The sequence below is a fragment of the Flagellimonas alginilytica genome (genome assembly GCF_042134605.1).
GTDB lineage: Bacteria > Bacteroidota > Bacteroidia > Flavobacteriales > Flavobacteriaceae > Flagellimonas > Flagellimonas alginolytica.
The window spans coordinates 2,676,716-2,702,500 of sequence record NZ_CP169638.1 but is presented as its reverse complement, the minus strand read 5'-3'; the positions used below and the strand labels follow the sequence as shown (position 1 = coordinate 2,702,500).

25 protein-coding genes, 3 tRNA genes and 2 rRNA genes (1 of these 30 running past the window's edge) are annotated in these 25,785 nt (G+C 42.5%); 17 read left to right on the top strand and 13 right to left on the bottom strand.

The window, feature by feature from the left end:
* The 4 genes from ABTP35_RS12060 to ABTP35_RS12045 form a co-directional block, all read right to left on the bottom strand.
* A 23S ribosomal RNA gene (locus ABTP35_RS12060) occupies positions 1-665 on the bottom strand (it extends 2,154 nt beyond the left edge of the window).
* A 206-nt stretch (positions 666-871) separates the two neighbouring features.
* Positions 872-945, bottom strand: a tRNA-Ala gene (locus tag ABTP35_RS12055).
* A gap of 164 nt (positions 946-1,109) precedes the next feature.
* Positions 1,110-1,183, bottom strand: a tRNA-Ile gene (locus tag ABTP35_RS12050).
* 104 nt (positions 1,184-1,287) lie between these two features.
* Positions 1,288-2,813: ribosomal RNA gene (locus tag ABTP35_RS12045) — 16S ribosomal RNA — on the bottom strand.
* The 16S and 23S rRNA genes sit together here with 2 tRNA genes alongside, the layout of an rRNA operon.
* 712 nt (positions 2,814-3,525) lie before the next feature.
* On the opposite strand from ABTP35_RS12045, the gene thrS reads away from it, so the two are divergent.
* The 4 genes from thrS to rplT all read left to right on the top strand — a co-directional run bounded on the left by thrS (position 3,526) and on the right by rplT (position 6,733).
* Positions 3,526-5,466 (top strand): threonine--tRNA ligase, encoded by a 1,941-nt coding sequence (gene thrS, locus ABTP35_RS12040; RefSeq protein ID WP_375334229.1) that lies wholly within the window; start codon positions 3,526-3,528, stop codon positions 5,464-5,466.
* Between the two features lie 36 nt (positions 5,467-5,502).
* Positions 5,503-6,054, top strand: a complete 552-nt coding sequence (infC, locus tag ABTP35_RS12035; RefSeq protein ID WP_286037781.1) for a translation initiation factor IF-3 — start codon at positions 5,503-5,505, stop codon at positions 6,052-6,054.
* Between the two features lie 46 nt (positions 6,055-6,100).
* Positions 6,101-6,298: a 50S ribosomal protein L35 gene (gene rpmI, locus ABTP35_RS12030; RefSeq protein WP_224837705.1), complete on the top strand. Its 198-nt coding sequence runs from the start codon at positions 6,101-6,103 to the stop codon at positions 6,296-6,298.
* Between the two features lie 90 nt (positions 6,299-6,388).
* A complete protein-coding gene (gene rplT / locus ABTP35_RS12025; protein WP_014033571.1) occupies positions 6,389-6,733 on the top strand; it encodes a 50S ribosomal protein L20 in 345 nt (114 codons plus the stop codon).
* A gap of 103 nt (positions 6,734-6,836) precedes the next feature.
* Here rplT and ABTP35_RS12020 read toward each other — a convergent pair whose 3' ends face one another.
* Positions 6,837-7,259 carry a secondary thiamine-phosphate synthase enzyme YjbQ gene (locus ABTP35_RS12020; protein WP_293296039.1) on the bottom strand — a complete coding sequence of 141 codons (423 nt, stop codon included), beginning with the start codon at positions 7,257-7,259 and terminating at the stop codon, positions 6,837-6,839.
* A 97-nt stretch (positions 7,260-7,356) separates the two neighbouring features.
* Between ABTP35_RS12020 and ABTP35_RS12015 the strand changes: the two genes are divergently transcribed.
* The 3 genes from ABTP35_RS12015 to ABTP35_RS12005 all read left to right on the top strand — a co-directional run bounded on the left by ABTP35_RS12015 (position 7,357) and on the right by ABTP35_RS12005 (position 9,763).
* Entirely contained in the window at positions 7,357-8,148 is a 792-nt protein-coding gene (locus tag ABTP35_RS12015; protein ID WP_293296040.1) for an HAD family hydrolase, read from the top strand.
* Between the two features lie 96 nt (positions 8,149-8,244).
* Positions 8,245-8,763, top strand: a complete 519-nt coding sequence (locus tag ABTP35_RS12010; RefSeq protein WP_375334228.1) for a YybH family protein — start codon at positions 8,245-8,247, stop codon at positions 8,761-8,763.
* A gap of 109 nt (positions 8,764-8,872) precedes the next feature.
* Positions 8,873-9,763, top strand: a complete 891-nt coding sequence (locus ABTP35_RS12005; protein ID WP_293296044.1) for a dienelactone hydrolase family protein — start codon at positions 8,873-8,875, stop codon at positions 9,761-9,763.
* On the opposite strand, the gene ABTP35_RS12000 is transcribed toward ABTP35_RS12005, so the two are convergent.
* From ABTP35_RS12000 to tgt, 5 genes are all read right to left on the bottom strand, one after another.
* Complete coding sequence (locus tag ABTP35_RS12000) at positions 9,760-11,001, bottom strand: asparagine synthetase B (RefSeq protein WP_293296046.1); 1,242 nt, start codon at positions 10,999-11,001, stop codon at positions 9,760-9,762. The two genes, ABTP35_RS12005 and ABTP35_RS12000, sit on opposite strands and share 4 nt — an antisense overlap.
* 52 nt (positions 11,002-11,053) lie before the next feature.
* The gene (gene dnaB, locus ABTP35_RS11995; protein ID WP_224837711.1) at positions 11,054-12,598 is read right to left on the bottom strand and encodes a replicative DNA helicase; all 1,545 of its coding nucleotides are present in this window, start codon (positions 12,596-12,598) and stop codon (positions 11,054-11,056) included.
* Between the two features lie 167 nt (positions 12,599-12,765).
* The gene (locus ABTP35_RS11990; RefSeq protein ID WP_224837712.1) at positions 12,766-13,719 is read right to left on the bottom strand and encodes an acetyl-CoA carboxylase carboxyltransferase subunit alpha; all 954 of its coding nucleotides are present in this window, start codon (positions 13,717-13,719) and stop codon (positions 12,766-12,768) included.
* 114 nt (positions 13,720-13,833) lie between these two features.
* Positions 13,834-14,916: an LptF/LptG family permease gene (locus ABTP35_RS11985; protein WP_293296048.1), complete on the bottom strand. Its 1,083-nt coding sequence runs from the start codon at positions 14,914-14,916 to the stop codon at positions 13,834-13,836.
* Entirely contained in the window at positions 14,916-16,046 is a 1,131-nt protein-coding gene (tgt, locus tag ABTP35_RS11980) for a tRNA guanosine(34) transglycosylase Tgt (protein WP_338195944.1), read from the bottom strand. The genes ABTP35_RS11985 and tgt overlap by 1 nt, the downstream gene beginning before the upstream one ends.
* Positions 16,047-16,202: 156 nt before the next feature.
* On the opposite strand from tgt, the gene ABTP35_RS11975 reads away from it, so the two are divergent.
* The 3 genes from ABTP35_RS11975 to ABTP35_RS11965 are packed head-to-tail and all read left to right on the top strand — an operon-like array spanning position 16,203 to position 18,686.
* Entirely contained in the window at positions 16,203-17,048 is an 846-nt protein-coding gene (locus tag ABTP35_RS11975; protein WP_375334227.1) for a transketolase, read from the top strand.
* 17 nt (positions 17,049-17,065) lie between these two features.
* Positions 17,066-18,019 carry a transketolase family protein gene (locus tag ABTP35_RS11970; RefSeq protein ID WP_224837716.1) on the top strand — a complete coding sequence of 318 codons (954 nt, stop codon included), beginning with the start codon at positions 17,066-17,068 and terminating at the stop codon, positions 18,017-18,019.
* A gap of 55 nt (positions 18,020-18,074) precedes the next feature.
* A complete protein-coding gene (locus tag ABTP35_RS11965) occupies positions 18,075-18,686 on the top strand; it encodes an outer membrane beta-barrel protein (RefSeq protein WP_375334226.1) in 612 nt (203 codons plus the stop codon).
* Positions 18,687-18,764: 78 nt separating this feature from the next.
* Here the strand turns inward: ABTP35_RS11965 and ABTP35_RS11960 are convergent, their stop codons facing one another.
* Positions 18,765-19,712, bottom strand: coding sequence for an FKBP-type peptidyl-prolyl cis-trans isomerase (locus ABTP35_RS11960; RefSeq protein ID WP_375334225.1), 948 nt, complete (start codon positions 19,710-19,712; stop codon positions 18,765-18,767).
* Positions 19,713-19,789: 77 nt separating this feature from the next.
* On the opposite strand from ABTP35_RS11960, the gene ABTP35_RS11955 reads away from it, so the two are divergent.
* Entirely contained in the window at positions 19,790-20,161 is a 372-nt protein-coding gene (locus tag ABTP35_RS11955) for an RNA-binding S4 domain-containing protein (protein ID WP_252080139.1), read from the top strand.
* Between the two features lie 36 nt (positions 20,162-20,197).
* Complete coding sequence (locus tag ABTP35_RS11950) at positions 20,198-20,695, top strand: phosphoribosyltransferase family protein (RefSeq protein ID WP_224837720.1); 498 nt, start codon at positions 20,198-20,200, stop codon at positions 20,693-20,695.
* Here ABTP35_RS11950 and ABTP35_RS11945 read toward each other — a convergent pair.
* The gene (locus ABTP35_RS11945) at positions 20,687-21,199 is read right to left on the bottom strand and encodes a shikimate kinase (protein ID WP_224837721.1); all 513 of its coding nucleotides are present in this window, start codon (positions 21,197-21,199) and stop codon (positions 20,687-20,689) included. The genes ABTP35_RS11950 and ABTP35_RS11945 overlap by 9 nt on opposite strands.
* A 118-nt stretch (positions 21,200-21,317) precedes the next feature.
* On the opposite strand from ABTP35_RS11945, the gene ABTP35_RS11940 reads away from it, so the two are divergent.
* The 4 genes from ABTP35_RS11940 (at position 21,318) to ABTP35_RS11925 (ending at position 23,462) form a co-directional block, all read left to right on the top strand.
* Positions 21,318-21,390, top strand: a tRNA-Lys gene (locus ABTP35_RS11940).
* 223 nt (positions 21,391-21,613) lie between these two features.
* Positions 21,614-22,201 (top strand): Crp/Fnr family transcriptional regulator, encoded by a 588-nt coding sequence (locus ABTP35_RS11935; RefSeq protein ID WP_375334224.1) that lies wholly within the window; start codon positions 21,614-21,616, stop codon positions 22,199-22,201.
* Positions 22,202-22,254: 53 nt separating this feature from the next.
* Complete coding sequence (locus ABTP35_RS11930; RefSeq protein WP_375334223.1) at positions 22,255-22,899, top strand: hypothetical protein; 645 nt, start codon at positions 22,255-22,257, stop codon at positions 22,897-22,899.
* 26 nt (positions 22,900-22,925) lie between these two features.
* Entirely contained in the window at positions 22,926-23,462 is a 537-nt protein-coding gene (locus ABTP35_RS11925) for an NADPH-dependent FMN reductase (RefSeq protein ID WP_375334222.1), read from the top strand.
* 195 nt (positions 23,463-23,657) lie between these two features.
* Here the strand turns inward: ABTP35_RS11925 and ABTP35_RS11920 are convergent, their stop codons facing one another.
* Entirely contained in the window at positions 23,658-25,112 is a 1,455-nt protein-coding gene (locus ABTP35_RS11920) for a fibronectin type III domain-containing protein (RefSeq protein WP_375334221.1), read from the bottom strand.
* 267 nt (positions 25,113-25,379) lie between these two features.
* On the opposite strand from ABTP35_RS11920, the gene ABTP35_RS11915 reads away from it, so the two are divergent.
* Entirely contained in the window at positions 25,380-25,784 is a 405-nt protein-coding gene (locus ABTP35_RS11915; RefSeq protein ID WP_252080162.1) for a hypothetical protein, read from the top strand.
* Position 25,785 lies beyond the last annotated feature (1 nt).

Here is a 25,785-nt window from a genome sequence, read left to right as displayed (position 1 = left end):
CTCGCTTTCGCTACGGCTGCGCACCTGAAGTGCTTAACCTTGCCGGTAAAAGTAACTCGTAGGCTCATTATGCAAAAGGCACGCCGTCACCAATAAATTGGCTCCGACCGCTTGTAGGCGTATGGTTTCAGGGTCTGTTTCACTCCGTTATTCACGGTTCTTTTCACCTTTCCCTCACGGTACTGGTTCACTATCGGTCTCTCAGGAGTATTTAGCCTTGGCGGATGGTCCCGCCGGATTCACACAGGGTTTCACGTGCCCCGCGCTACTCAGGATACCACTATCTTTAACGCTCCTTGCCCGTACGGGACTGTCACCCATATCGTGCAGCTTTCCAACTGCTTCCGGTTCGTCGCGCAAAGAACATTGTGGTCCTACAACCCCGTCATTGCCGGAACAACAACGGTTTGGGCCGATCCGATTTCGCTCGCCACTACTCTCGGAATCACTCTTGTTTTCTCTTCCTCCGCCTACTTAGATGTTTCAGTTCAGCGGGTTCGCCCACCTTACGGTGTGACTGGCCTTCAACCAGCCGGGTTGCCCCATTCGGACACCCACGGATCAATGCTCATGTGCAGCTCCCCGTGGATTTTCGCAGCTTATCACGTCCTTCTTCGCCTCTGAGAGCCTAGGCATCCCCCATACGCCCTTCTTTTGCTTGTCGCACCTGTACCCTAAGATACAAATGCCCTCTCGTAATCCTTAATGTTCTATTCTACTTCGTGTTTCTTCTTTGACTTCGCACAGATCGATATAAATCAATCCTGCTCCGTCCCAATATGTCAATGAACTTTTTAACAGTCTTGAGATGTTAGATATTAGACATGAGATGAATCTCACTTCTAAAATCTGGACACCCAATACTATCCAGTGGAGAATATCGGAGTCGAACCGATGACCTCCTGCGTGCAAGGCAGGCGCTCTAGCCAGCTGAGCTAATCCCCCATTATCAGTTGTCAGTTAACAGTTATCAGTTAACAGTACTATATAACGGTAACCCAACATCTAGAATTTCCTAATCTCAGTACTCAATGAACTTATCATCGTAGTCTCAGGCAGACTTACTTCGACTGCGCTCAGCACAGGCTTCTCGTCTTTCTTTCGACTTGTAGTCTCAGGCAGACTCGAACTGCCGACCTCTACATTATCAGTGTAGCGCTCTAACCAGCTGAGCTATGAGACTGTCTTGGCCTATTGCCAGTATTTGTAACATATTATGAACGACAGCGCAATACTATAACAACCACCTCGTGCAGGACCCGATATTCCGGGCGTCTCTTTCTCTAGAAAGGAGGTGTTCCAGCCGCACCTTCCGGTACGGCTACCTTGTTACGACTTAGCCCTAGTTACCGATTTTGCCCTAGGCCGCTCCTCGCGGTGACGGACTTCAGGCACTCCCGGCTTCCATGGCTTGACGGGCGGTGTGTACAAGGCCCGGGAACGTATTCACCGGATCATGGCTGATATCCGATTACTAGCGATTCCAGCTTCACGGGGTCGAGTTGCAGACCCCGATCCGAACTGTGACCGGTTTTGTAGATCCGCGCCCCCTTGCGGGGTGGCTTCCCTCTGTACCGGCCATTGTAGCACGTGTGTAGCCCAGGACGTAAGGGCCGTGATGATTTGACGTCGTCCCCACCTTCCTCACGGTTTGCACCGGCAGTCCCGTTAGAGTCCCCATCTTGACATGCTGGCAACTAACGGTAGGGGTTGCGCTCGTTATAGGACTTAACCTGACACCTCACGGCACGAGCTGACGACAACCATGCAGCACCTTGCAGGCAGTCCGAAGAAAGGGGTATCTCTACCCCATGCAGCCTGCATTTAAGCCCTGGTAAGGTTCCTCGCGTATCATCGAATTAAACCACATGCTCCACCGCTTGTGCGGGCCCCCGTCAATTCCTTTGAGTTTCATTCTTGCGAACGTACTCCCCAGGTGGGATACTTATCACTTTCGCTTGGCCACGGAGACCGAAGTCCCCACAGCTAGTATCCATCGTTTACGGCGTGGACTACCGGGGTATCTAATCCCGTTCGCTACCCACGCTTTCGTCCATCAGCGTCAGTACATGGTTGGTCACCTGCCTTCGCGATCGGTGTTCTATGTGATATCTATGCATTTCACCGCTACACCACATGTTCCGGCAACCCCACCATGACTCAAGACCTGCAGTATCAAAGGCAATTTTATGGTTGAGCCACAAACTTTCACCCCTGACTTACAGGCCCGCCTACGGACCCTTTAAACCCAATGATTCCGGATAACGCTCGGACCCTCCGTATTACCGCGGCTGCTGGCACGGAGTTAGCCGGTCCTTATTCTTACGGTACCGTCAGACACCTACACGTAGGTGCGTTTCTTCCCGTATAAAAGCAGTTTACAACCCATAGGGCAGTCATCCTGCACGCGGCATGGCTGGATCAGGCTCCCGCCCATTGTCCAATATTCCTCACTGCTGCCTCCCGTAGGAGTCTGGTCCGTGTCTCAGTACCAGTGTGGGGGATCCCCCTCTCAGGGCCCCTAACCATCGCTGCCTTGGTGGGCCGTTACCCCGCCAACTAACTAATGGTACGCATGGCCATCCCTGTCCGATAAATCTTTAACCGAAACATCATGCGATGTAACGGTACCATGGGGCATTAATCCAAGTTTCCCTGGGCTATTCCCCTGACAGGGGCAGGTTCCATACGCGTTCCGCACCCGTGCGCCGGTCGCCGGCAAAAAAGCAAGCTTTTTCCCGCTGCCCCTCGACTTGCATGTGTTAGGCCTGCCGCTAGCGTTCATCCTGAGCCAGGATCAAACTCTTCATTGTATTTCCTTGAATGTCTGTCCGACACCCGAAAACACGAGTCCCCGCATCAAAATGGTTCTTTATAATTCTTACGCTGTCGTTACAATATGTATATGAACTTGTTTGTTTCACTCGAACCGACAATCAAAATCAATTTCTTATCGATTCCACCTCTTCACCTATTCGGTAAAGCGGGTGCAAATTTACAACTGTTTTTTTATTTGGCAAGGTTTTTTTGAAAAAAAATTCAAAACATTTTTTCGACCTCAAAAACAGTGTTTTTACATGAACTTTCCCCTTACACACCTTGGTGTTTTTCGGGCTGCAAATGTAAAATGCTTTTTTTGATTACACAATGCTTTGCTCTATTTTTTTCTGTTTTTTTCTATTGCCAAAAACAGTCTTTCAAAATGCCTGTGAACGTCTCCAAAAAACAAACCCTTTGTTGTTTTTGGGGCTGCAAATGTAACACCATTTCAAGAATAAACAAGATGTTTTTTTAATTCTCCCAACAACATGTCGTCAATCAACTGAAAACAAAGCAGATAAAAATACAATTTTTTTGAAAAATTCAAAAGTTGCATTCGTTTTCAACCGTTTCCTTTTACAAATCGACCACAATCACCTTTTGATACCAAGAAAATTAATGCTTATATAGTAAATAGGTATTGCAGCATCTATACAAGGTATTATCTTTGTCGTCTTGAAAATAAAACTTAGAAGTTTAAACAACATGATAAAGATCACATTGCCTGATGGTGCTGTAAAAGAAGTCGAAAAGGGAACTTCTCCCTTTTCTGTCGCCCAAAGTATTAGCGAAGGGCTTGCCCGAAACGTTATTTCTGCAAAGTTCAATGATACAACGGTCGAGACTTCCACCCCATTGACCACAGACGGTGCATTGACTCTTTACACTTGGAAAGATGCTGAGGGCAAAAAAGCATTTTGGCACTCTACATCCCACGTAGTCGCCCAAGCTTTGGAAGAGCTTTATCCTGGAATTAAGCTAACCATTGGTCCGGCCATTGAAAACGGATTTTATTATGATGTGGATTTTGGCGATCATACCATTTCCGAAAAAGATTTTCCGAAGATAGAGAAGAAAGCTTTGGAAATAGCCCGAGGCAAACACGACTATAAAATGAGAAACGTATCCAAAGCGGAGGCTCTTTCTTATTATAAAGAACAAGGGAACGAGTATAAGGTTGAGCTCATTGAAAACCTTGAAGATGGTTCCATAACATTTTGCGACCATAGCACTTTTACCGACCTGTGTCGAGGAGGGCATATTCCGAACACAGGCATTATAAAAGCAATTAAGCTTTTGAGCGTTGCCGGTGCTTATTGGCGCGGCGATGAAAACAATACACAGTTAACCCGCGTTTACGGTATTTCTTTTCCAAAACAGAAAGAATTAACGGAATATCTTCAGCTCTTGGAAGAGGCCAAAAAAAGGGACCATAGAAAATTAGGGAAAGAACTTGAGCTTTTCACATTTTCACAAAAGGTTGGCCAAGGCCTCCCTTTATGGTTGCCCAATGGAGCAGCATTACGTGAACGCTTGGAACAATTCCTTAAAAAAGCACAGAAGAAAGCCGGTTATGAAATGGTGGTGACCCCACATATTGGCCAAAAGGAACTTTATGTTACATCCGGTCACTATGCCAAATACGGTGAAGATAGCTTTCAACCCATACATACACCAAAAGAGGACGAAGAGTTTTTGTTAAAACCCATGAACTGCCCTCATCATTGCGAGATTTTCAACAGCAAACCATACAGTTACAAGGATCTGCCAAAACGGTATGCGGAGTTTGGCACTGTATATAGGTACGAACAGAGTGGTGAACTGCACGGCCTTACCAGGGTAAGGGGTTTTACTCAAGACGATGCGCACATTTTTTGCACCACCGAGCAATTGAACGACGAGTTCAAAAATGTTATCGATCTTACCTTATATGTACTCAACTCATTGGGTTTTGACGATTTTACGGCCCAAGTATCCATAAGGGATATGGAAAATCCCGACAAATATATTGGTAATGCCGAAGATTGGGACAGAGCAGAGAGCGCAATTATCAACGCTGCCGAAGAGAAAGGTCTAAACTACATAATCGAAAGTGGTGAAGCTGCGTTTTATGGTCCAAAACTGGATTTTATGATAAAAGATGCCCTAGGCAGAAACTGGCAATTGGGCACCATTCAGGTTGACTATAATTTACCGAAGCGATTTGACCTGACTTACAAAGGCAGTGATAATGAACTGCACAGACCGGTAATGATCCACCGTGCGCCCTTTGGCAGCATGGAACGATTTGTTGCCCTATTGCTGGAGCATACCGGAGGAAACTTCCCGCTTTGGTTGATTCCGACACAGGCTATTGTACTGCCCGTCAGCGAGAAACACGAAAAATATGCGGAAAAAGTTTTGAATTCGTTAGAAAATCACGAAATTCGCGCGCTCATTGATAATAGGAACGAGACGGTAGGGAAAAAAATCCGTGAAGCAGAACTCAAAAAAATTCCATTCATGATCATTGTAGGTGAACAGGAAGAAGAGTCTGCTACCATTTCTGTTAGGCGTCATGGCGGCGAAGATTTAGGAAGTCTAAGCGTTAATGCTTTTTCAGACTTGGTAACTACTGAAATAAATAGTACCTTAAAGTCGTTCTAAAAAATTAAGTTTAATTAAAAAGTTTACGTCATAGCAATTAGAAGAAGATTTAGACCCCAACCCAGGAGGGAAAACAAAAACCCTCACAACATCAATGAAAAAATAAAAGCCCGGGAAGTACGTCTTGTCGGCGATAATGTTGAAATGGGTGTTTACCCCATATCAAAAGCTAGGGAAATAGCAACCGAACAGGAATTGGACCTGGTAGAAATATCACCAAATGCCGAACCCCCTGTTTGTAAGGTAATGGACTATAAAAAGTTCCTTTACGAGCAAAAGAAACGTGATAAAGCCATGAAGGCCAAAGCGAGTAAAGTGGTCGTAAAGGAAATTAGATTTGGCCCACAGACGGATGATCATGATTACGATTTCAAGAAAAGACACGCAGAGAAATTCTTGAAAGACGGAGCCAAGTTAAAAGCCTATGTATTCTTTAAAGGACGTTCCATCGTTTATAAAGATCAAGGCGAAATATTACTTCTAAGGTTGGCGCAGGAATTGGAAGACCTAGGTAAGGTTGAACAAATGCCAAAATTGGAAGGCAAGCGAATGACCATGTTCATCGCACCCAAAACAAGTAAAAAATAAAACCGAACATAGTTCGGTCTAATAAGCGGAGTTAAATACTAGGAAAATGCCTAAGATGAAAACAAAATCCAGTGCCAAAAAGCGTTTTAAGCTTACCGGTTCTGGTAAAATCAAAAGAAAGCACGCTTTTAAGAGTCACATTTTGACCAAAAAATCTAAAAAGCGTAAGCTTAAGTTGACCCATTCCACTTTGGTTCACAAAGCGGATGAGGACAACATCAAAGAACAGTTACGTTTAAAATAATTGTTCACCGGTACATTATTTATTAACCATGGAGTCGGGCCAACCAAGTCCTCAAAAATTGAGGCGCCTGCTACAAAAAAATGACACATTATGCCAAGATCAGTAAATTCAGTTGCTTCACGAGCTAGAAGAAAAAAAGTGATGAAGCAAGCCAAAGGTTACTTTGGAAGACGTAAAAACGTTTGGACGGTAGCCAAAAATGCGGTAGAAAAAGCAATGCTTTACGCTTACCGTGATAGAAGAAACAAAAAGCGTACTTTCCGTTCGCTATGGATTACCCGTATCAATGCCGGTGCCAGAATGCACGGAATGTCTTACTCTCAATTTATGGGTAAAGTAAAAGCCAATGGAATTGAACTTAATAGAAAAGTTCTTGCCGATTTGGCCATGAACCACCCAGATGCCTTCAAGGCAATCGTTGAGAAAGTAAAGTAAAAAGTTAATATAAACTTACCCCGCTTATTTTAAGATCCCGCCTCGTGCGGGATCTTTTATTTTATATATGTTCTCCACTGGGCAAAAACCGATACGACTTCATTTATTGACCATAAGCGGTAACCACCAATTGCCGGCCCGAAGCTTGGTTACGATGTTCGCACAGGTAAATACCTTGCCATATACCCATGTTCAATCTACCCTGGGTTATAGGAATCTGTACCGAAGTCCCCATTAGGGAGGCCTTGATGTGAGCGGGCATGTCGTCCGGTCCTTCGTAAGTATGCACGTAATACGGCGCATTTTCAGGTACCATGGTATTCATGTGGCTTTCAAAATCTGTTCGAACCGTGGGATCGGCATTCTCGTTGATCGTTAAACTGGCCGAAGTATGCTTGATAAAGACCTGCAAAAACCCAGTGTTTATCTTTCGGAGTTCAGGCAAGGCATCAAGAATTATATCCGTAATCAAATGGAATCCTCTAGAATAAGACCGTAGTTGTATTTCTTTCTGATAAAAATTCATGCCAAAAAATTCTCTAGCCCGAAATTAATATAAAGTTTACCAAAACTACCGGTGCTATCTGTGAATATAAAATACCTTTGTGGCTTAACTATTTTACATGGATTTATCACAAATTAAGATGGTGGTCACCGATATGGATGGGACTCTATTAAATTCCAACCATGAGGTAAGCCCCCGTTTTTTTGAAATATATCAAGAACTCAAAAAGAAAAATATTGCTTTTGTAGCAGCGAGTGGCAGGCAGTACCATAGCATGGTCGATAAATTGGATTCCATCAAGAACGAAATTTTGATAATTGCCGAAAACGGGGCCCTGATCAAAAAACAGGAACAAACCTTGCTCTCGACCCCAATTAGCACATCCGAAGTACGCCGCATCCTGGACACCGTGCTTCCTTTGGAGGATGTACATCCTGTGCTATGCTGTCAAAACAATGCCTTTGTAGGTGGTACTTCCAATGAGTTTATAGACATGCTTCGTGAATACTATTCGGAGTTTGAAATAGTAGATCACCAAAAACAAGTGGATGAAGAGGTCTTAAAAATTGCCATCTACCATTTTGAGAGCTCCGAAAAGCACATTTTTCCTCATGTAAAACATCTGGAACGCGACTTAAAAGTCAAGGTCTCAGGTGCCAACTGGGTCGATATTTCCGACTTAAACGCACATAAGGGCTATGCCCTGCAAAAGGTAATGGATCAATACAATATCTCTTCCAACGAAATAATGGTATTTGGGGACTACAACAACGACTTAGAAATGCTTCAATTGTCGGATTATAGTTTTGCCATGGCCAATGCACACCCCAATGTGCTAAAAACAGCGAAATACACAACCAGTAGCAACGACGATTATGGTGTGGAGCGCATTTTGGAAAAACTCCTCTAAGATTTTCTGACCGAATTGTATTTTTTATATATCTTTATGATTAGCAGTTGATTACGTCGATTGCAACTTCCCCCGTTTTTTTAAAAAATCAATCGTATGAAAAATATAGCATACGCAGTGGTCCTTGTATTTCTTCTTGCCGGTTGTGACAACAAAATCGTCGAATCCCCAATCGATCATGCCAAAGACTCTGCCCAAATTATTGAAAGTATTGATGCTTGGGATAAAGCCTGGGAATCGAAAGATCTTCAACTTGCAATAAAATATTATGCCGATGAAATAGACTGGACCAATGCCTTTGGTGATAGGGCACGATCCAAGGAAGATTTAGAAAAACTCTTGGAATCGATTTTTGGATTGAATTTTGTTATGTCCGGAGAAAACAATTATGGAGCGAACGATATCCGTTTTCCAAATGATTCCATTGCCACGGTACGAACACAAAACATCCGTACAAATCAAAAATGGCCCGATGGAACACCCATGGACGACAGGATAATCAACCACTTGAGGGTGTATCAAAATATGCAGGGAAAATGGTTGATCACCCATCACATGATCAGTCAAGCATGGCCAAAAAATAAACCAGTGGATAATCTCACCATAAAAAAGTAATCAAAACTATTTCCGGCTTGGCACTGCAGAAGCACTTTCCAATTAATTTTATGATTCATCAATAAGATAATTTGTATCTTAAGAACATTGTTAACCAAACACCAACACTATGGCATCACTAAAAAAAGAAGACATTAAACAAGAGGTTTTTGACCTATACGACAAATATGCCCACAATCAGTTAGATCGTAGAGAGTTTATGGAGAAGCTTTCCGTTTATGCCGTAGGTGGCATCACGCTGGCATCCCTGCTCAGTTTTGTGATGCCCAATTACAAGGACACCTTGACCGTATCTCCCAATGACCCGGAATTGGATTCCAAGTTCATTACTTATAATTCCCCAAAAGGCGGTGGAGAAATCAAAGGGTTGTTGTCCAAGCCAAAAAACAGCTCCGGTAAAATGGGCGGTGTGGTTGTGGTGCACGAAAACCGAGGCCTTAATCCTTATATTGAAGATGTGGGAAGAAGAGCTGCCAAGGCAGGTTTTATTTCGTTGGCTCCGGATGCCCTCACCCCACTTGGAGGCTATCCCGGAAATGATGACGAGGGAAGGGCGATGCAACGGGAAAGGGACCGTAACGAGATGTTGGAGGATTTTATCTCCGCTTACGAATATCTCAAAAACCATGAAGACTGCAACGGTAAAGTGGGGGTAGTCGGCTTTTGTTTCGGTGGATGGATTTCGAACATGATGGCCGTAAAAGTGCCGCAATTGGCCGCCGCTGTTCCTTTTTATGGCAGTCAGCCCAAAGAGGATAAAGAAGTGGCCCAAATAAAAGCCCCCCTATTAATTCATTTTGCAGGATTGGATGAACGGGTAAATGCTGGTTGGGAAGACTACGAGGCCAAATTAAAAAAATTCGACAAAGCATACGAAGCGCATTTTTATCCTGATGTCAACCACGGTTTCCATAACAATACAACACCGCGCTTTGATGAGGCATCAGCCAATTTAGCGTGGGAAAGGACCATAGATTTCTTCAAAAAGTACTTGAGCTAGGTCTTTTGCTTCTTTTTGCGGGCAGCAGGAAACAAAACGTTGTTCAAAATCAAACGATAACCGGGCGAAGTAGGATGCAGTTCCAGCTCCGTTTTTGGGTCTCCTACCCTATGCTGGTAATCTTCCGGATCGTGACCACCATAAAAAGTAAAGAAACCCTTTCCTTTAATACCATGGATATACCTGGCCTCTCCATTGATTTTGTTCTCGCCCAAAACCATAACGGTCGGTTTGATCTGCGCTCTGGTGTAGGCTGTTGTTTGCCCCATAAAACCTTTTACCAAACTTGTATGGTTTTGTGTTAACATAGTGGGCACCGGATCCCATTTTGCAGAAAATTCCATCAACGAAAAGTAATCTGATTCCTTGGGGACATTGGCCCGCTTATTTGTCATATCGATGGATGAAAACTCGTAACGGATGGGGTTTCGTTCTAAAGTAAAATTGGTGAAGGCGAATGTATTGTTGAAATTAAGTTTGGCCTGATAATTCGCATCCGAAGGATCCCCATCGAACATAGGTTCGCAAATATCCACATCTTCTGCCGCCAGGGCAATATCAAAACTATCGGTCGCGGAACACATGGCAAACATAAACCCACCTCCGATAACATAATTTCTTATTTTTAGGGCCACTGCCAATTTCTGATCGGAGACCTTGGCATAGCCGAGACTTTTGGCCAACTCTTCTGCCTTCTCCTTATCTCTGATGTACCATGGTGCTGCACGGTAATGTCCGTAAAATCGGCCGTATTGACCTGTAAAATCTTCATGGTGGAGGTGCAGCCAATCGTACAAGGCCAGTTTATCTCCTAAAACCTCGGTATCATAAATGGTTGTATAGGGAATCTCGGCATAGGTAAGCACCATGGTAACGGCATCGTCCCAAGGTTGGTTTCCCTTTGGGGAATACACGGCAATTTGTGGTGCTTTTTCTAGGATTACCGCATCTTGATTTTGGGAAGGACTGGAAATGTCATCCAAGATTTGCTCGGCCTGTGCGTCGGACAAGATCTCAAAGGAAACACCTCGAATTTGGCATTCCTTTCGAATGGCATCTCCATCGGGCAAAATAAAGGAACCGCCCCGATAATTGAGCAACCATTGCACTTTTTGTTGTTTGGAGAGTACCCAATAGGTTATTCCGTAAGCTTTTAAATGATTTTTCTGCCCTTCGACATCCATTGGAATCAGAATAACGGAAGCTGAAGCTTTAAAGAAAAAAAACAAAATAAACATGTAGGTGAGATTTCTCGCATACGCTCGAAATGACACTTTGGAAAGTAATTTTTTAAAACGGCACGTCGTTATCATCTGGGTCATTACTGTTCATTGCGCTACCGAAAGCATCATCCGCACTCGGAAGATTTGGTGTCGCAAAGGGATTTTCTTCGTCCGCATTCATCTTCGATTGGAATTCGAATGGGGAATCAAAGTCATCCAAGTTATCAAATTTACCCAGAGCACCCACAAATTTTAACCTAATATTTTCTAAACCACCATTACGGTGTTTGGCCACAATAAATTCTGCTTGACCTTGGGTCGGGGTGCGTTCCTCATCGTCCCACTCGTCAATTTTATAATATTCCGGTCTATAGATAAAGGATACAATATCCGCATCCTGTTCAATGGCCCCGGATTCCCTCAAATCGGAAAGAATAGGTCTTTTACTACCTCCACGGGTCTCCACCGCCCTCGATAACTGGGACAGTGCTATTACAGGAACATTAAGTTCCTTGGCCAATGCCTTTAGGTTACGGGATATGGTAGAAATCTCCTGTTCACGGTTTCCTCCTTTTTGGCTACCCCCTGCGGTCATCAACTGCAAATAATCTATTATTATAAGTCTAATTCCGTGTTGGGATGCCAATCGCCTGGCCTTGGCACGAAGGTCAAATATGGACAACGAAGGGGTGTCGTCTATAAACAAAGGCGCCTTTTCCAGGGTCTTTACCTTAACGTTCAATTGTTCCCACTCGTGTTTTTCCAATTTACCGGTCCTCAATTTTTCGGAGGACAATCCTGTTTCGGAAGATATTAAACGAGTAATCAACTGTACGGAGGACATCTCCAAGGAGAAGAACGCCACTGGAATTTCGGAATTCACGGCAATATTACGTGCCATGGAAAGCGTTAATGCCGTTTTACCCATACCAGGTCTTGCCGCAACAATGATCAAATCACTGGGTTGCCACCCAGATGTAAGTTTGTCCAATTTATCGAATCCAGATGGGATACCGCTAAGCCCTTCCTTATTGGAAATTTCCTCAATTCGTTTTTTGGCCTGTATTACCAAATTCTGTGCAGTTTCCGCAGAACGCTTTAAGTTGCCCTGCGTTACCTCGTACAATTTTGCTTCGGCACTGTCCAACAGATCAAAAACATCGGTTGCATCGCTATATGCCTCTTCAATAATGTCGTTGGATATTTTAATCAGGCTTCGTTGGATATATTTTTGAAGGATGATCCGCGCGTGAAACTCGATATGTGCGGATGAAGCGACCTTTTGGGTCAGTTTTATCAAATAAAAGTCCCCGCCTACCGCTTCTAGTTTCCCATCTTTCTTTAACTGTCCCGAGACCGTTAATAAATCCACTGGTTCAGAAGATTCGAACAACTTGAAGATGGCTTCATAAACATATTTATGGGAATCCTTGTAGAATACGTCTGGGTGCAGAATATCGATTACTTCATCAACTCCTTTTTTATCGATCATCATAGCCCCTAATACAACCTCCTCTAAATCAACTGCTTGAGGTGGTATTTTACCTCTTTCAAGATTGATCAGGGCAGATTTGTCCACTCGATGTCCTACGATAGGGCTAGGTTTTTCCATGAATGCGAAAGTAGCTAATTAACCTTAAGTTAACTTTAAATTAGATGAATACGATTTCCACAGGTACTCAACAATTGGATTGTTAATAACTTAAAATACCTGTTAATAACATAAAAAAAATTGAGGATAAAACCTAAAGAAAAAGGTGAACCCCTGAAAAACAAGATTTATTCACTAAAGACACCCATATTCGCATATTTATCCATGCGAGCTTTCACCAATTCTTTTGGTGATAACTTTTTGAGCTCTTCGAAATGTGACGAAATTTTGTTCGCGACGGTTTCAAATGTTTTTTCTCTATTGGCATGTGCTCCGCCCAATGGTTCTTTCACTATCTCATCGACCAGCTTTTGTTTTTTCATATCGGTTGCGGTCAACTTCAGTGCATCGGCGGCCTGCTCTTTAAATTCCCAACTCCTCCAAAGTATGGATGAACAGGATTCTGGGGATATAACGGAGTACCATGTGTTCTCCAACATAAGTACTTTGTCTCCTACTCCAATGCCCAGTGCACCTCCCGATGCTCCTTCACCAATAATAATTACGATGATCGGTACTTTAAGTCGGGTCATCTCGAGAATGTTGCGGGCTATGGCCTCACCTTGCCCCCTCTCCTCTGCCTCGATACCTGGGTAGGCTCCCGGAGTATCTACAAAACATACTACTGGGATTTTGAACTTTTCTGCGGATTTCATCAATCTGAGCGCCTTTCGGTACCCTTCCGGATTGGCCATACCAAAGTTTCGGTACTGGCGCGTTTTTGTATTGTACCCTTTTTGCTGACCAATGAACATGTAACTCTGGTCCCCTATTTTTCCAAGTCCGCCCACCATCGCCTTATCGTCCTTAACATTTCTGTCACCATGGAGCTCCAAAAAGGTATCTCCACAAATGGCTTTAATGTAATCCATTGTATAGGGTCTACTGGGGTGTCTTGACAATTGTACTTTTTGCCAAGCAGTTAGGTTTTTATAGATATCCTTTCGGGTCTGATCAAGTTTCTGTTCGATCTGTGTGCACGTTTCGGACACGTCCACATCACTTTCCTCCCCTATGATCATACACTTTTGAAGTTGCTCTTCAAGTTCTTTGATGGGGAGTTCAAAATCTAGATATTCCATGGGAAGTCATTTATTTTCACAAAAAACAATGGGGACAAATATATAACATTATGGCTTACTCGCATGAAATATGCAAATGTTTTAACTTCAGCCCTATAGATCAAATTTGATGGTTTATCGCTTAGCTTTCATGAGCATATAAACGGCAAAAACACCAAAAAGTAAGTTGGGAATTACCACAGCGAGCAATGGTGAAAAACCAGATTGTTCCGCCAGGGTCCCAAATACTTTATCAAAGAAAATATATACAAAGGCCACTCCTATACCAAAGGCCAGGTTAAGCCCCATGCCCCCTCTTCGCTTTACCGAGGAAACGGCAACGGCTATTACGGTAAGAATAAAAGCAGCAATGGGCAAGGCCCATCGTTTGTATTTTACCAGGACATAGGCATTAATATTGGACGCTCCCTTTCTACGCTGATCTTCAATAAATTCGTTCAATTCAAAAAGGTTTTTGGTCTCGGCCACGTAAGAAACTGGCGTTAAATCGTCTATTTTGAAGGAGAAAACCGTATCGAGTCGCCTTTTGGCATCTATAAACTCCCTTTCGTTCAATATGGTTCGTTTTTCGTAATTGGTAAGTCTGTAGATACTATCGTCCTCGACCCATCTAATGTTACTTGCGAAAATTTTGTAGTCCAACTTTCCAATGGAATCAAAATGCTCGTAGGTAAAATTGTAACCGATCTGACGGTTGGGATCAAAACTGCTAACGTAGATATAATCGTTCTCGTTCAACTGGTTAAAGATGTTCTCCGTTACCCGGTCTCGTTTTCCCTTTTTAAAATATTTATATTCAAATTCGTTGAACCCGATACTGGCATGGGGCACAATGAACATACCCATCATAAAAATAAGAATGGCCACCAAGGTAGCGCCCACAAAATAAGGGCGCAAAAACCTCCAAAAAGATACGCCTGAACTTAAAATGGCCACAATTTCGGTGTTGCTTGCCAGTTTGGATGTAAAAAATATTATGGACAGGAAAAGGAATATGGGCAACAGAAGGTTGCCGATCACTAAAGTGAAATTACCATAGAATACGATGACCTCGGACAATGGTGCCTCATTATCTATGATCTTACCAATCTTTTCGGCTAGGTTGGCCATGATCCCGATAGGCACAAACAACAAGAGCATCCCCATAAAGGTGATCAAGTAGCGCTTTAAGATGTATCTATCGAGTATGGTAAACATTACAATCTTTTATCCATTTGACGGACCATTTTGGTTTTCCACTCCAAAAAATCTCCGGCTAAAATACGTTCTCTAGCGGTACGTACCAACCATAAATAAAATCCAAGGTTGTGAACCGTGGCAATTTGTTTGCCCAAATATTCGTTGGCAGCAAATAAATGGCGCAAATACGCCTTGGAATATTCGGTGTCCACATAGGTAATTCCCATTTCATCAATAGGCGAAAAATCGTTTTCCCACTTTTTGTTCTTGATGTTGATGGTACCATGCGCCGTGAACAACATTCCGTTCCTTGCATTTCGGGTGGGCATAACACAATCGAACATGTCCACTCCCAATGCAATATTCTCCAATATATTGATCGGCGTACCAACACCCATCAAATACCTTGGTTTATCTTCTGGCAAAATATCACAGACCAATTCTGCCATTTCGTACATTTCCTCTGCAGGCTCTCCCACGGATAAACCACCGATCGCATTTCCCTCTGCTCCTACGGAAGCAATGTATTCCGCCGATTGTTTTCTTAGGTCTTTATACGTGGAACCCTGCACAATGGGAAAAAAACTTTGGGTATAATCATAGCTGTACGGCAACTTTTCCAGATGATTGATGCATCTGTCCAACCACCGGTGCGTCATGTGCATAGATCGCTTCGCGTATTGATAGTCACAGGGATATGGCGTACACTCATCAAAAGCCATGATGATGTCGGCTCCTATTGTACGCTGTATCTCCATTACATTTTCAGGTGTAAAAAAGTGGTTGGATCCATCTATATGGGATTTAAATTTTACGCCTTCCTCTTTTATTTTTCTGTTGCCCGATAGTGAGTATACTTGGTAGCCACCACTATCCGTCAATATAGGCCTGTCCCATCCCATAAATTTATGGAGTCCCCCGGCCTCTTCCAATATGGTGGTTTTGGGTCTTAAGTAAAGATGATACGTATTCCCAAGGATAATATCGGGGTTTATCTCGTCCCTTAATTCTCGCTGGTGCACGCCCTTTACGGTGGCAACCGTTCCTACGGGCATAAAAATAGGGGTCTGTATAGTTCCATGGTCAGTTTCCAGTTTACCTGCCCTGGCCTTGGTCTTGCTATCCGTTTGTAATAGGGTAAAATCCAATTGTTTGTTTTAAAACCGCAAATATAACCAACTCAGTTTCGCCAATCCTTAACAAAAAAATAAAGTTTCCAACCGCTTATATGCCGACCATTGTGTTTTAGGCACTTGTTTTCCACAAATAATGCCAGTACATTTGATGCTTAAATTAGAGACACCATGCCGAATACGCAAGAATTACAGGACCTGGTAGTACAGGTAAGAAGGGATATTTTAAGAATGGTGCACAAGGTAAATTCCGGACACCCCGGGGGATCTTTGGGCTGTACCGAATTTCTTGTTGCCCTCTACAACGACATTATGGATTTAAATGATGGTTTTGATATGGATGGAATCGGAGAAGACCTTTTCTTCTTGTCCAATGGCCATATTTCACCGGTCTTTTATAGTGTTTTAGCTCGGAGAGGATACTTCCCTGTTGAAGAATTGAACACATTTAGATTAATCGATTCAAGATTACAGGGCCACCCCACCACGCACGAAGGATTGCCTGGGGTCCGTGTGGCGTCCGGATCTTTGGGTCAAGGCATGTCGGTAGCCATCGGTGCCGCACTTGCAAAAAAATTAAATGGTGATGATCATTTGGTATTCAGCCTTCATGGCGATGGAGAACTACAGGAAGGACAGAACTGGGAAGCGATCATGTATGCGGCCGGAAATAAGGTCGACAATTTGATCGCTACCGTTGACCGCAATGGCAAACAAATAGATGGTGAAACGGAAGACGTACTTCCGTTGGGCGATGTAGCAGAAAAATTCAGGGTATTTGGATGGGACGTCATCGAACTGGAAAACGGCAACGACCTTGAAGCCGTAATTGCCACCTTGAACCAAGCTAAGAGCAGAACTGGAAAAGGAAAGCCTGTTTGTATTGTGATGACAACCGAAATGGGCAACGGTGTAGACTTTATGATGCACACCCATGCATGGCACGGTAAAGCTCCGAACGATGAGCAATTGGCAAATGCATTGGAACAGAACCCAGAAACTTTAGGCGATTACTAATCTTAGAAACAGAAACAATGACTAAATATACAGATCAAGGAAAACAAGATACGAGAAGCGGATATGGCGCTGGTATGACGGAATTGGGGAGAACCAATCCAAATGTAGTAGCCCTCTGTGCTGACCTTGTAGGCTCCCTTAAAATAGAAACTTTTATTAAGGAAAACCCTGAGCGTTTCTTTCAAGTAGGTATTGCCGAAGCCAATATGATGGGAATTGCTGCAGGTCTGACCATCGGCGGTAAGATTCCTTTTGCATCCACGTTCGCAAATTTTGCAACAGGGCGGGTCTACGATCAAATTCGACAATCCATCGCATATTCGGACAAAAATGTAAAAATATGTGCCTCTCACGCCGGACTAACCCTAGGTGAAGATGGTGCCACACACCAAATTTTGGAAGACATAGGCCTTATGAAGATGCTACCGGGAATGACGGTCATCAACCCATGCGATTTTAACCAAACAAAAGCTGCCACCATTGCCATTGCCGAGCACCATGGTCCGGTTTATCTCCGTTTTGGAAGGCCCAAAGTGGCCAACTTTACTCCAGTGGACCAAAAATTTGAAATTGGAAAAGCTCTAATGCTCAACCAAGGGTCCGATGTCACCATAATCGCAACGGGACATTTGGTTTGGGAGGCCCTAATAGCTGCCGAAGCATTGGAAAACCAAGGTATATCGGCAGAAGTGATCAATATCCATACCATAAAACCTTTGGATGAAAAGGCAATTTTGGATTCCGTTAAAAAAACCGGATGTGTGGTAACGGCCGAGGAACACAATTATTTGGGAGGGCTTGGAGAAAGTGTTTCCAGAGTTCTGGCATCGCATAATCCTGCCCCACAAGAGTTTGTGGCAACTCAAGACACTTTTGGGGAAAGTGGCACTCCAGATCAGCTTATGGAGAAATACGGATTGAACAATAAAGCCATTGAAGCAGCCGTTTTAAAAGTGTTGAAGCGAAAATAGTTTCGATACGATATTCCTTTGGAATATTTTTTCAACCTTTTAAAAAACAACACTTATGAAAAAAACTTTTTTAGTAGCAGTTTTTGCTCTAATCGGAACAACGGTAATGGCCCAAAGTGGCTCTGGTTTTGGTATCAAGGCCGGTTTATCCTACAACAAGAACGGTGATTTGATCAGTTCTGTTGGGGATGGCGGTTCCGACATTGTGGAAGGAGCCGAAGGTAAGGCCGGTTATCATTTTGGATTTTGGGGCAAATTGGATTTTCCTAAAATCTATTTGAGACCTGAATTGGTGTATTCCAAAACCAAGAGTTCGTACGAGGTCGCAGGTGATTCCCAGGATTATGATGTCTCCAAATTGGATATGCCCGTTCTTTTAGGATATAAATTGATAGGCCCACTACATATTTTTGCCGGTCCTGCTTTCCAATATACGTTGAACAACGATTTGGGCGATCTTGAAATTGAAGATGTAAAAAATGATTTTACCGTAGGTTTAAATGCCGGTGTCGGCGTTAATTTGGGAAAATTGGGACTCGATGTTAGATATGAAAGAGGCTTCTCCGAAAACGAAGCTGAATTTATTGATGCAAATGTTGCCAATGTCGAAGGAAGGGTAGACTCCAGGCCTTCCCAAGTTATCTTTGCACTATCGCTCAAATTATAGGAATTGTTTTGACCATATAAAAAAAGCCCTGTTGGTATCAACAGGGTTTTTTTATATTCTATTTACATCTACTACCGATCAATTGATATCGGGATCTAAATAATCCGGTGTACCATCACCATTCGAATCGGGATAGGGCAGTATAATATTGCCGTTCTCATCAGAAATTTCCTTTCTGGTCGAAACTCCGTCGCCATCATCGTCCGGGTCACGGAAGTTGGCAACCGGACTAAATCTTTCTTCATCGGCATTGGTATTGTCATCCAGCAAATAACCATTTCCGTTCACATCTTCCAAAATAGACGGAATGCCATCATTATCGCTGTCGGTATCTTCCACGTAAAGGCCTAGTTCTATTTTAAAAAGCACCGGCGCATAGGTTCCAGCGGTTCCTACTGTACCATTGAACGCGGCCAAACCAGATGGCATAACAATAATGCCCAAACCACTATTGTTGATTTGATAGGTACCATCGGGATTATCCACCACTTGGTCGGTAGTCCCTGCTTTCATATTGGAAATGCCATTAGCGTAGCCCCTGTATGTCGAAGGCAACTCCTGCCACGTAAAATCTTGATTTTCATCGAACAGCTCACCATCCAAGGCAGAACCTTGATATCTTACCAATGTTGAATCTGCATAGGTGGGGCTCCCCCCCTCGCCTTCACGAACCTCAATATAGTAATAGGTGTGCTCTACATCCGTTTCTTCTTCGCTCAAACCAAATTGGTTGGACGACACCTTTATGGTCAACGGAACCGCATCTTCCATTAATGGTTTCTTGCCCGCATTCTCACCAGCAATGGTATCGATAACAATTTTATAATCGAAATCTGAAGGAGGGGTATCAAAATCCTCGTAGTTGTAAAAGTGGGTGTTCAAAAACTCTTTGATGGTTTCGTGATCTTCGGTCGCTACTTCGGCCAATAACCTAGGTGGCACCTCAACTACACCGTCATCGTCATCATTGTTACAGGATACGAGAGCGATCGCAAAACATAAGAAAATTGTAATTCCGTACCTCATCAAGTCAATTATTTAGGCGCGCAAGATACAATTTTCCGTTATTTTTGCTTTGTCCATTAACAAAGATTTGCGAAGACATGCGGATAGACAAGTTCCTTTGGTGCGTTAGATACTTTAAAACCCGGAGCATTGCATCCAATGCGGTAAAAAAAGGTCATGTAAAGGTAAACGGAAATGCTGTGAAGCCTTCCCGAGAGGTTTATCCCATGGATAAAATATTGGTCCGAAAAAACCAGATAGATTACCAACTTACCGTTTTGGACCTTCCGGATAGCCGCGTTGGCGCAAAACTGGTGGATATTTACCGAAAGGACACCACTCCCAAAGATGCTTTTGAACACAGCGAACTACTTCAATATGCAAAAAAACATTACCGTAAAAAGGGATTGGGAAGACCTACAAAAAAGGACCGTCGCGATTTGGACGACTTTATGGACGAACCGGAATAAACCGTTTTTATATCTTTGAACCAAGCATAATTTACCATGATAAACCGCATTCTTACCCACGACCAAATTCAGCATATTGCCAAACGAATCGCCTATCAGATCTATGAGACCAATGTGAACGAAAAGGAAATTGTTATCGCGGGCATAAATGGAAGTGGTTTAAGTTTTGCGAAAAAAATAATCGCCGTACTCAAAAAGATTACAGATTCGGAAATTGTGTTGTGCAAAGTGGATATGAACAAAAAAAATCCGTTGGAAAGTGGCGTGAGCACTTCACTTCCCGAAGCGGATTATCTTAACAAATCCATTGTATTGGTGGACGATGTACTTAATTCCGGAACAACGTTGATATATGGAACCCATCATTTTCTTAAAACGCCCATAAAACAGCTTAAAACAGCTGTATTGGTGAACAGAAATCATAAAAAATACCCTATTAAGGCCGATTTTAAGGGCATTTCCCTATCTACCTCTTTGAACGAGCACATTAAGGTGGATTTTGAACCCAAAAACAACGCGGTCTATTTAGAGTAGCGAGCGTATTTTATTTACCGTAGTATCCGGGTCGTCCCCATTGCAATCCAAAATATGTTTGGCCTTGGCGTAATAGGGTCGGCGCTCGAACAAATGTTTTCCCACAAACTCCGGAAGTTCCGCATCTTCTATATTTTTGACCAGCGGACGCTTGTCCTTGCCCTTTACTATTCTTTCCACTAAATTGGGAATGCCCAGGTTTAGGTAGATGGAATGATCGGATTTATTTAGGATCGTTTCCATATTATTTCCATAGCAAGGTGTTCCTCCTCCGGTAGAAAGTATGATGGATTCATCTTTATCCAATACTTCGGAGAGTAGTTGATGTTCCAGTTTTCTAAAAAATATCTCTCCGTGTTCAGAAAAAATATTTTTTATCGATTTTTTTTGATGTGCCTCGATATACTCGTCCAAGTCGATAAACTTAACATCTAAATGCCTGGCCAACAATCTTCCAACGGTCGACTTTCCACTTGCCATATATCCTAGTAAAACCAATTTCATGTTTAAGAATTTTATCTGATTTTAAAAAAACACAAATTTATCATTAATTCACCTTGGAAAATAGATTATTGATGTTATATTTGCACCCGCTTAGCCAAACAGCTGGGCACTTAATGAAGACCTGATAGCTCAGTTGGTAGAGCATCTCCCTTTTAAGGAGAGGGTCCTGGGTTCGAGCCCCAGTCAGGTCACTTTAAAAACATTTTGCTTTAAAAAAGTCTGCTGATCATTAGCAGACTTTTTTATTTGGAATCGTTTTCAACTGAAATTTGGATTTTCTGTACCAAAACTTGCAATAGATTAAACAATCAGACAACCGACCACAAACCATTCATTGGAAAAAAAGAGTACAACTTCGCTACATCCTCGATCAAATCCTTAATTTTAAAGAACGTACACAAAACTATCTTCACCTTGGAGCACCCACATCAACTAATTATTGATAACGTATGTAGGTTCATTGATTTGACCGAGCTCGAAAAACAGAAATATACTTCTTTGCTTACAAAAATAAGGGTCAGAAAAAAAGCCTTTTTATTGCAAGCGGGGGAAATTGCCCGGTACGAATATTTTATAACCAAAGGTTGCCTAAAGGTCTATACTTTGGATAAAGAAGGTACTCCACATATTTCTATGTTCGCCGTTGAGGATCATTGGACGGGCGACATGGCCAGTTTTATGACCAAGGCCCCATCTCATTATTTTATAAAAGCTACCGAGGATTCTGAGTTATTGGGCATTTCAAGGACCAATTACGACCTTCTGTTTAAAGAGGTTCCAAAATTCGAACGTTTCTACCGAATACTCTATCAAAAATCACTCATAAGCTATATAAAACGTTCCAACCAGGGTATATCCTTGACCGCAGAGGAGCGTTATATCGAATTTAAACGGAAATATCCCAACATTGTACATCGAATCACCCAAAAGGACCTCGCAGGCTATATTGGCATTACCCCAGAGTTTATGAGCAAGATCATCTCTAAGGTCAACCGGATGTAAAAGTCTTAAACTAGTTTATTTTTTTTCGTGCGATCCTCTCGGAATTTTGAAGCATGAAAAAAATAGTCACACTCACTTCGTTGATATTCACTGTATTTGCAGGAGTCTTGAATGCGCAATTTACCCAAGTAGAACTGTTTTCAGGTTTGGACAAGACAGACTTCACGATCTATTCAAGTTATCCCATCAATAACAAAAATACGCTCAGTATCGTTACCCTTGCTTTCTTTCAAAAATTCAGAAAAAACGAGAACTCAGTTTTTGATGAAGTAGGCGTGCAGCCCACGTTATTTTGGAACATCAATAAGCACATAGGAGTTGGCCCATCAATTTATTACAACAGTTTTGCCGGTTATGCGGAACGCCTTTCCGCAAGGCTCATTCTAAAAAATTCACAGACACTGTTTGTACTTATTCCAACGGTTGCCCACTCCGAACAAAAAAGGGTTGGTTATGCCGAGGTGTTTGCACAGTTTCAGTACAACTCACCTATAAACGACAAAGCTTCCCTTTGGTTAAACGGACAATTTTTAACTATCTGGGACAAGTTTAAAATGCACTCAAGAAGTTTTCAGCAGTTACGCGCAGGAGTATCGTTTACAGGGCACCAAATTGGTATTGGCGTTGACTATGACCAATATGGTCCCGACCCCATTGAAAAAACATCTTTCGGTCTGTATTACCGAAAAACTTTATAAATCCTATTAATCCAAAAACTATAATCATGAAAAAAATCATCACAATTGCGGGAAGCAACAGTCAAAACTCCATTAACAAAACCCTGTTGACCTACACGGTCAGCTTTCTTGAAAACGTAGAAATTATCCCAATCGACCTCAACAATTATGTTTTGCCCATTTATGGGGTTGATTTTGAAACTGAGAACGGTATACCTCCTGCGGTCAAGAAACTGAACAGAATATTTGATACTGCGGATGGCTTTCTGATATCACTCGCCGAACATAATGGCTCATATGCAGCTGTGTTTAAAAACATCTTAGACTGGTTATCCAGGTCAAATATAAAGGTATGGAGAGAAAAACCCATGCTCTTGATGGCCACCTCACCTGGCACTCGAGGTGGAGCGACCGTATTAGAATCCGCAAGGGGCTACTTTCCGTTTATGGGTGCAAAGGTTACGGATACTTTTTCGTTGCCTTCTTTCTATGATAATTTTATTAACGGTACGTTGAACTGTATAAGTTCCAAGAAAGAGATCCAGTCCAAGGTCACCAAATTCGAAACCACAGTCAATTCTTGAGCATATTTCCTTTTTATCGGACACTGCCCAGCATTTATAGCTTCTCGACGAACACCGTTCATTGGTTTTTGTTTTAAGATCAACCCATAAAAAAAGCTGGTCGCTTTGCACAACCAAAACGACCAGCCTTTAATTCAGAATACCTACCCCTAGCATATTAAATTTCGTGGAGAAGAAGTATTCCCTAATGTTTATTTACTCAACAAAATCCTTTTTTAGTCGAATAGGCGTATCTGGAATGCGATTGATCAATTGTTTCTTCTCCCCTTTTTTGATCAAATCGAAGGCATCGTACAAAGTTCCGATCGGTGTGTAGGCTTCATAGCTCAACTTATCCCCTTTTATGGTTATGATCTGGAACAATTGGGTAAATTCCCCTCTTCTTTCTATCCAGTCCTTATTGGTGGATTCGTACATTTTAGGACCACTAACGGATACTGCGTAGATTGTTCCTGCGTCGGACATGGTGGTTACCCCAGAGCTTTCGTTACTGATCTGTCCTCTTGCATAAGTATGATCGTGCCCCTGCAAAACAAGGTCTACCTTATATTTATCTATCAATGGTTTAAGGTTTTCTATCAAGGCGGCATTATCTTCTCTTCTTTGGGCAGGGGTGTACAGGGGAAAATGCATGGTCAGAGCTGTCCATTTCTTGGTGTTGCTGGCCAAAACAGAATCTAGCCATTGAACTTGTGGCTCCCTGGATTCTTCATTCCTATCAAAAAGTACTGCGTCTATGGAAACTATTTTCAAATCTTGATAATCCAAAACATATGTGGTCTCTGAAACCGATTCCAAACCTTTAGGGCCATTTTTGGGCAGATTAAATTGGGGCTTCCATAAAGTTGTGAGCTCTTCACCCCTATATTCATGGTTGCCCGGAGTCATCATGCTTGGAACAGTGGCATGGATAAAACTTCCGGCATGGAACCACTCGCCCCACTCCAAATTGGAATCTTGACTGTTGATCAAGTCCCCTGCATGTAACATAAAATCCACAGACGGGAATTTCTTATACGAATTTCGGATTACACGACTCCACATGGATTTAACATCGTTCTGTGCATCACCAAAATATATGAAACTAAATTCCTCCCCTTCTTTATCGGAAGCTGTAGTATACTGGAACCATTCACTCCAAAGTTTATCACCATCTGTTCCGAACATATCGGTTCCCACCCGGTATACATAAGTGGTATTGGGCTGTAAATCCGTTATACTGGCCGAGTGAAAATTGGCCTTCACCAAAGGTTCATTGTGCCTTTCATGCTTATTTTCAAATTTTTGGGTAGATGCATTTATACGTTGAACATCTCCCAATTTAAATTCGAGGCCATCGGTAGCCACCGCAACCTCTAGATAAGCGGTATCTATCTGTTGATTGGTACGCCAGTTCACCGCTAGTGTTGTGGCGGCATTCTCTGGCAAATTGGCAATTACCCTATCCGGGACTTTACTTGGAAATATCAGTTTATGGGAAAGCACCGTATCCAACTCCACGTAGTGTGTGTGGTGGTGGCCATCATTTCCATGTCCTTGGTTATGATGGTCGTTTGATTTGGTATTGGTCTGTTTACACGAAATCGCAAAAATGGACAACATGACCATCAACAAAAATCTACGTGCCGAAAATCTTTGTTTGGCTACCATACTTCTAGTTTAATTTATAAAATTGAATATTACGCACTTCTTTAAATTTATCGATATTATTCCACTTTACCTGTTTGTTAAATAATCGTCTCATTAAAAACAATAATGGAATTGTTCTATTTAGACCAAATGGAATCAACATGGGATTAACTAAAATGGAGAGCAAAACAAACCCCTAAATCATTTCAACGACATACATTTATTGAGCAATGTCATAAAAAATAAGTAGTATTGGTTCTACATTTATGAAAACTAAAAAATGAGGGTATGCTGAATTCTGAGAAAATAGGAAACGAATTTTACCAAAACCTTGGAAAATTATTTTACGCCGTGGCCATGGCAGACAACAATGTTAGGCCCAAAGAAGTCGAACGCTTGCGGAAATATGTTAGGCAGTTCTGGTTGGATGTGGACGATGTTGAGGACGAATTCCATACCGATGCGGCCTATCAAATCGAGATTGTGTTCGATTGGCTGGAAGGTGAAGAAAAGGAGGGAGATGAATATTTTAACGAGTTTAAGGATTTTTATAAAGATCACCCCGAAAAGTTTTCCGAAAGTCTTAAAAAACTGATTGTGGAAACTGCCGATTCCATTGCAAATTCGTTTGCAGGAAAAAACAGGTCGGAAATGCTGACGATCTTTAAACTTAAGCAACTCTTTAACCATTAAT

What these genes read in the sequence shown, in the direction of transcription:
- thrS (WP_375334229.1), top strand. Translation starts at nt 3,526, where the DNA reads ATGATAAAGATCACATTGCCTGATGGTGCTGTAAAAGAAGTCGAAAAG.
- rpmI (WP_224837705.1), top strand. Translation starts at nt 6,101, where the DNA reads ATGCCTAAGATGAAAACAAAATCCAGTGCCAAAAAGCGTTTTAAGCTT.
- rplT (WP_014033571.1), top strand. Translation starts at nt 6,389, where the DNA reads ATGCCAAGATCAGTAAATTCAGTTGCTTCACGAGCTAGAAGAAAAAAA.
- ABTP35_RS12020 (WP_293296039.1), bottom strand. Translation starts at nt 7,259, where the DNA reads ATGAATTTTTATCAGAAAGAAATACAACTACGGTCTTATTCTAGAGGA.
- ABTP35_RS12015 (WP_293296040.1), top strand. Translation starts at nt 7,357, where the DNA reads ATGGATTTATCACAAATTAAGATGGTGGTCACCGATATGGATGGGACT.
- ABTP35_RS12010 (WP_375334228.1), top strand. Translation starts at nt 8,245, where the DNA reads ATGAAAAATATAGCATACGCAGTGGTCCTTGTATTTCTTCTTGCCGGT.
- ABTP35_RS12005 (WP_293296044.1), top strand. Translation starts at nt 8,873, where the DNA reads ATGGCATCACTAAAAAAAGAAGACATTAAACAAGAGGTTTTTGACCTA.
- ABTP35_RS12000 (WP_293296046.1), bottom strand. Translation starts at nt 11,001, where the DNA reads ATGTTTATTTTGTTTTTTTTCTTTAAAGCTTCAGCTTCCGTTATTCTG.
- dnaB (WP_224837711.1), bottom strand. Translation starts at nt 12,598, where the DNA reads ATGGAAAAACCTAGCCCTATCGTAGGACATCGAGTGGACAAATCTGCC.
- ABTP35_RS11990 (WP_224837712.1), bottom strand. Translation starts at nt 13,719, where the DNA reads ATGGAATATCTAGATTTTGAACTCCCCATCAAAGAACTTGAAGAGCAA.
- ABTP35_RS11985 (WP_293296048.1), bottom strand. Translation starts at nt 14,916, where the DNA reads ATGTTTACCATACTCGATAGATACATCTTAAAGCGCTACTTGATCACC.
- ABTP35_RS11975 (WP_375334227.1), top strand. Translation starts at nt 16,203, where the DNA reads ATGCCGAATACGCAAGAATTACAGGACCTGGTAGTACAGGTAAGAAGG.
- ABTP35_RS11970 (WP_224837716.1), top strand. Translation starts at nt 17,066, where the DNA reads ATGACTAAATATACAGATCAAGGAAAACAAGATACGAGAAGCGGATAT.
- ABTP35_RS11965 (WP_375334226.1), top strand. Translation starts at nt 18,075, where the DNA reads ATGAAAAAAACTTTTTTAGTAGCAGTTTTTGCTCTAATCGGAACAACG.
- ABTP35_RS11960 (WP_375334225.1), bottom strand. Translation starts at nt 19,712, where the DNA reads ATGAGGTACGGAATTACAATTTTCTTATGTTTTGCGATCGCTCTCGTA.
- ABTP35_RS11955 (WP_252080139.1), top strand. Translation starts at nt 19,790, where the DNA reads ATGCGGATAGACAAGTTCCTTTGGTGCGTTAGATACTTTAAAACCCGG.
- ABTP35_RS11950 (WP_224837720.1), top strand. Translation starts at nt 20,198, where the DNA reads ATGATAAACCGCATTCTTACCCACGACCAAATTCAGCATATTGCCAAA.
- ABTP35_RS11945 (WP_224837721.1), bottom strand. Translation starts at nt 21,199, where the DNA reads ATGAAATTGGTTTTACTAGGATATATGGCAAGTGGAAAGTCGACCGTT.
- ABTP35_RS11930 (WP_375334223.1), top strand. Translation starts at nt 22,255, where the DNA reads ATGAAAAAAATAGTCACACTCACTTCGTTGATATTCACTGTATTTGCA.
- ABTP35_RS11925 (WP_375334222.1), top strand. Translation starts at nt 22,926, where the DNA reads ATGAAAAAAATCATCACAATTGCGGGAAGCAACAGTCAAAACTCCATT.
- ABTP35_RS11920 (WP_375334221.1), bottom strand. Translation starts at nt 25,112, where the DNA reads ATGGTAGCCAAACAAAGATTTTCGGCACGTAGATTTTTGTTGATGGTC.
- ABTP35_RS11915 (WP_252080162.1), top strand. Translation starts at nt 25,380, where the DNA reads ATGCTGAATTCTGAGAAAATAGGAAACGAATTTTACCAAAACCTTGGA.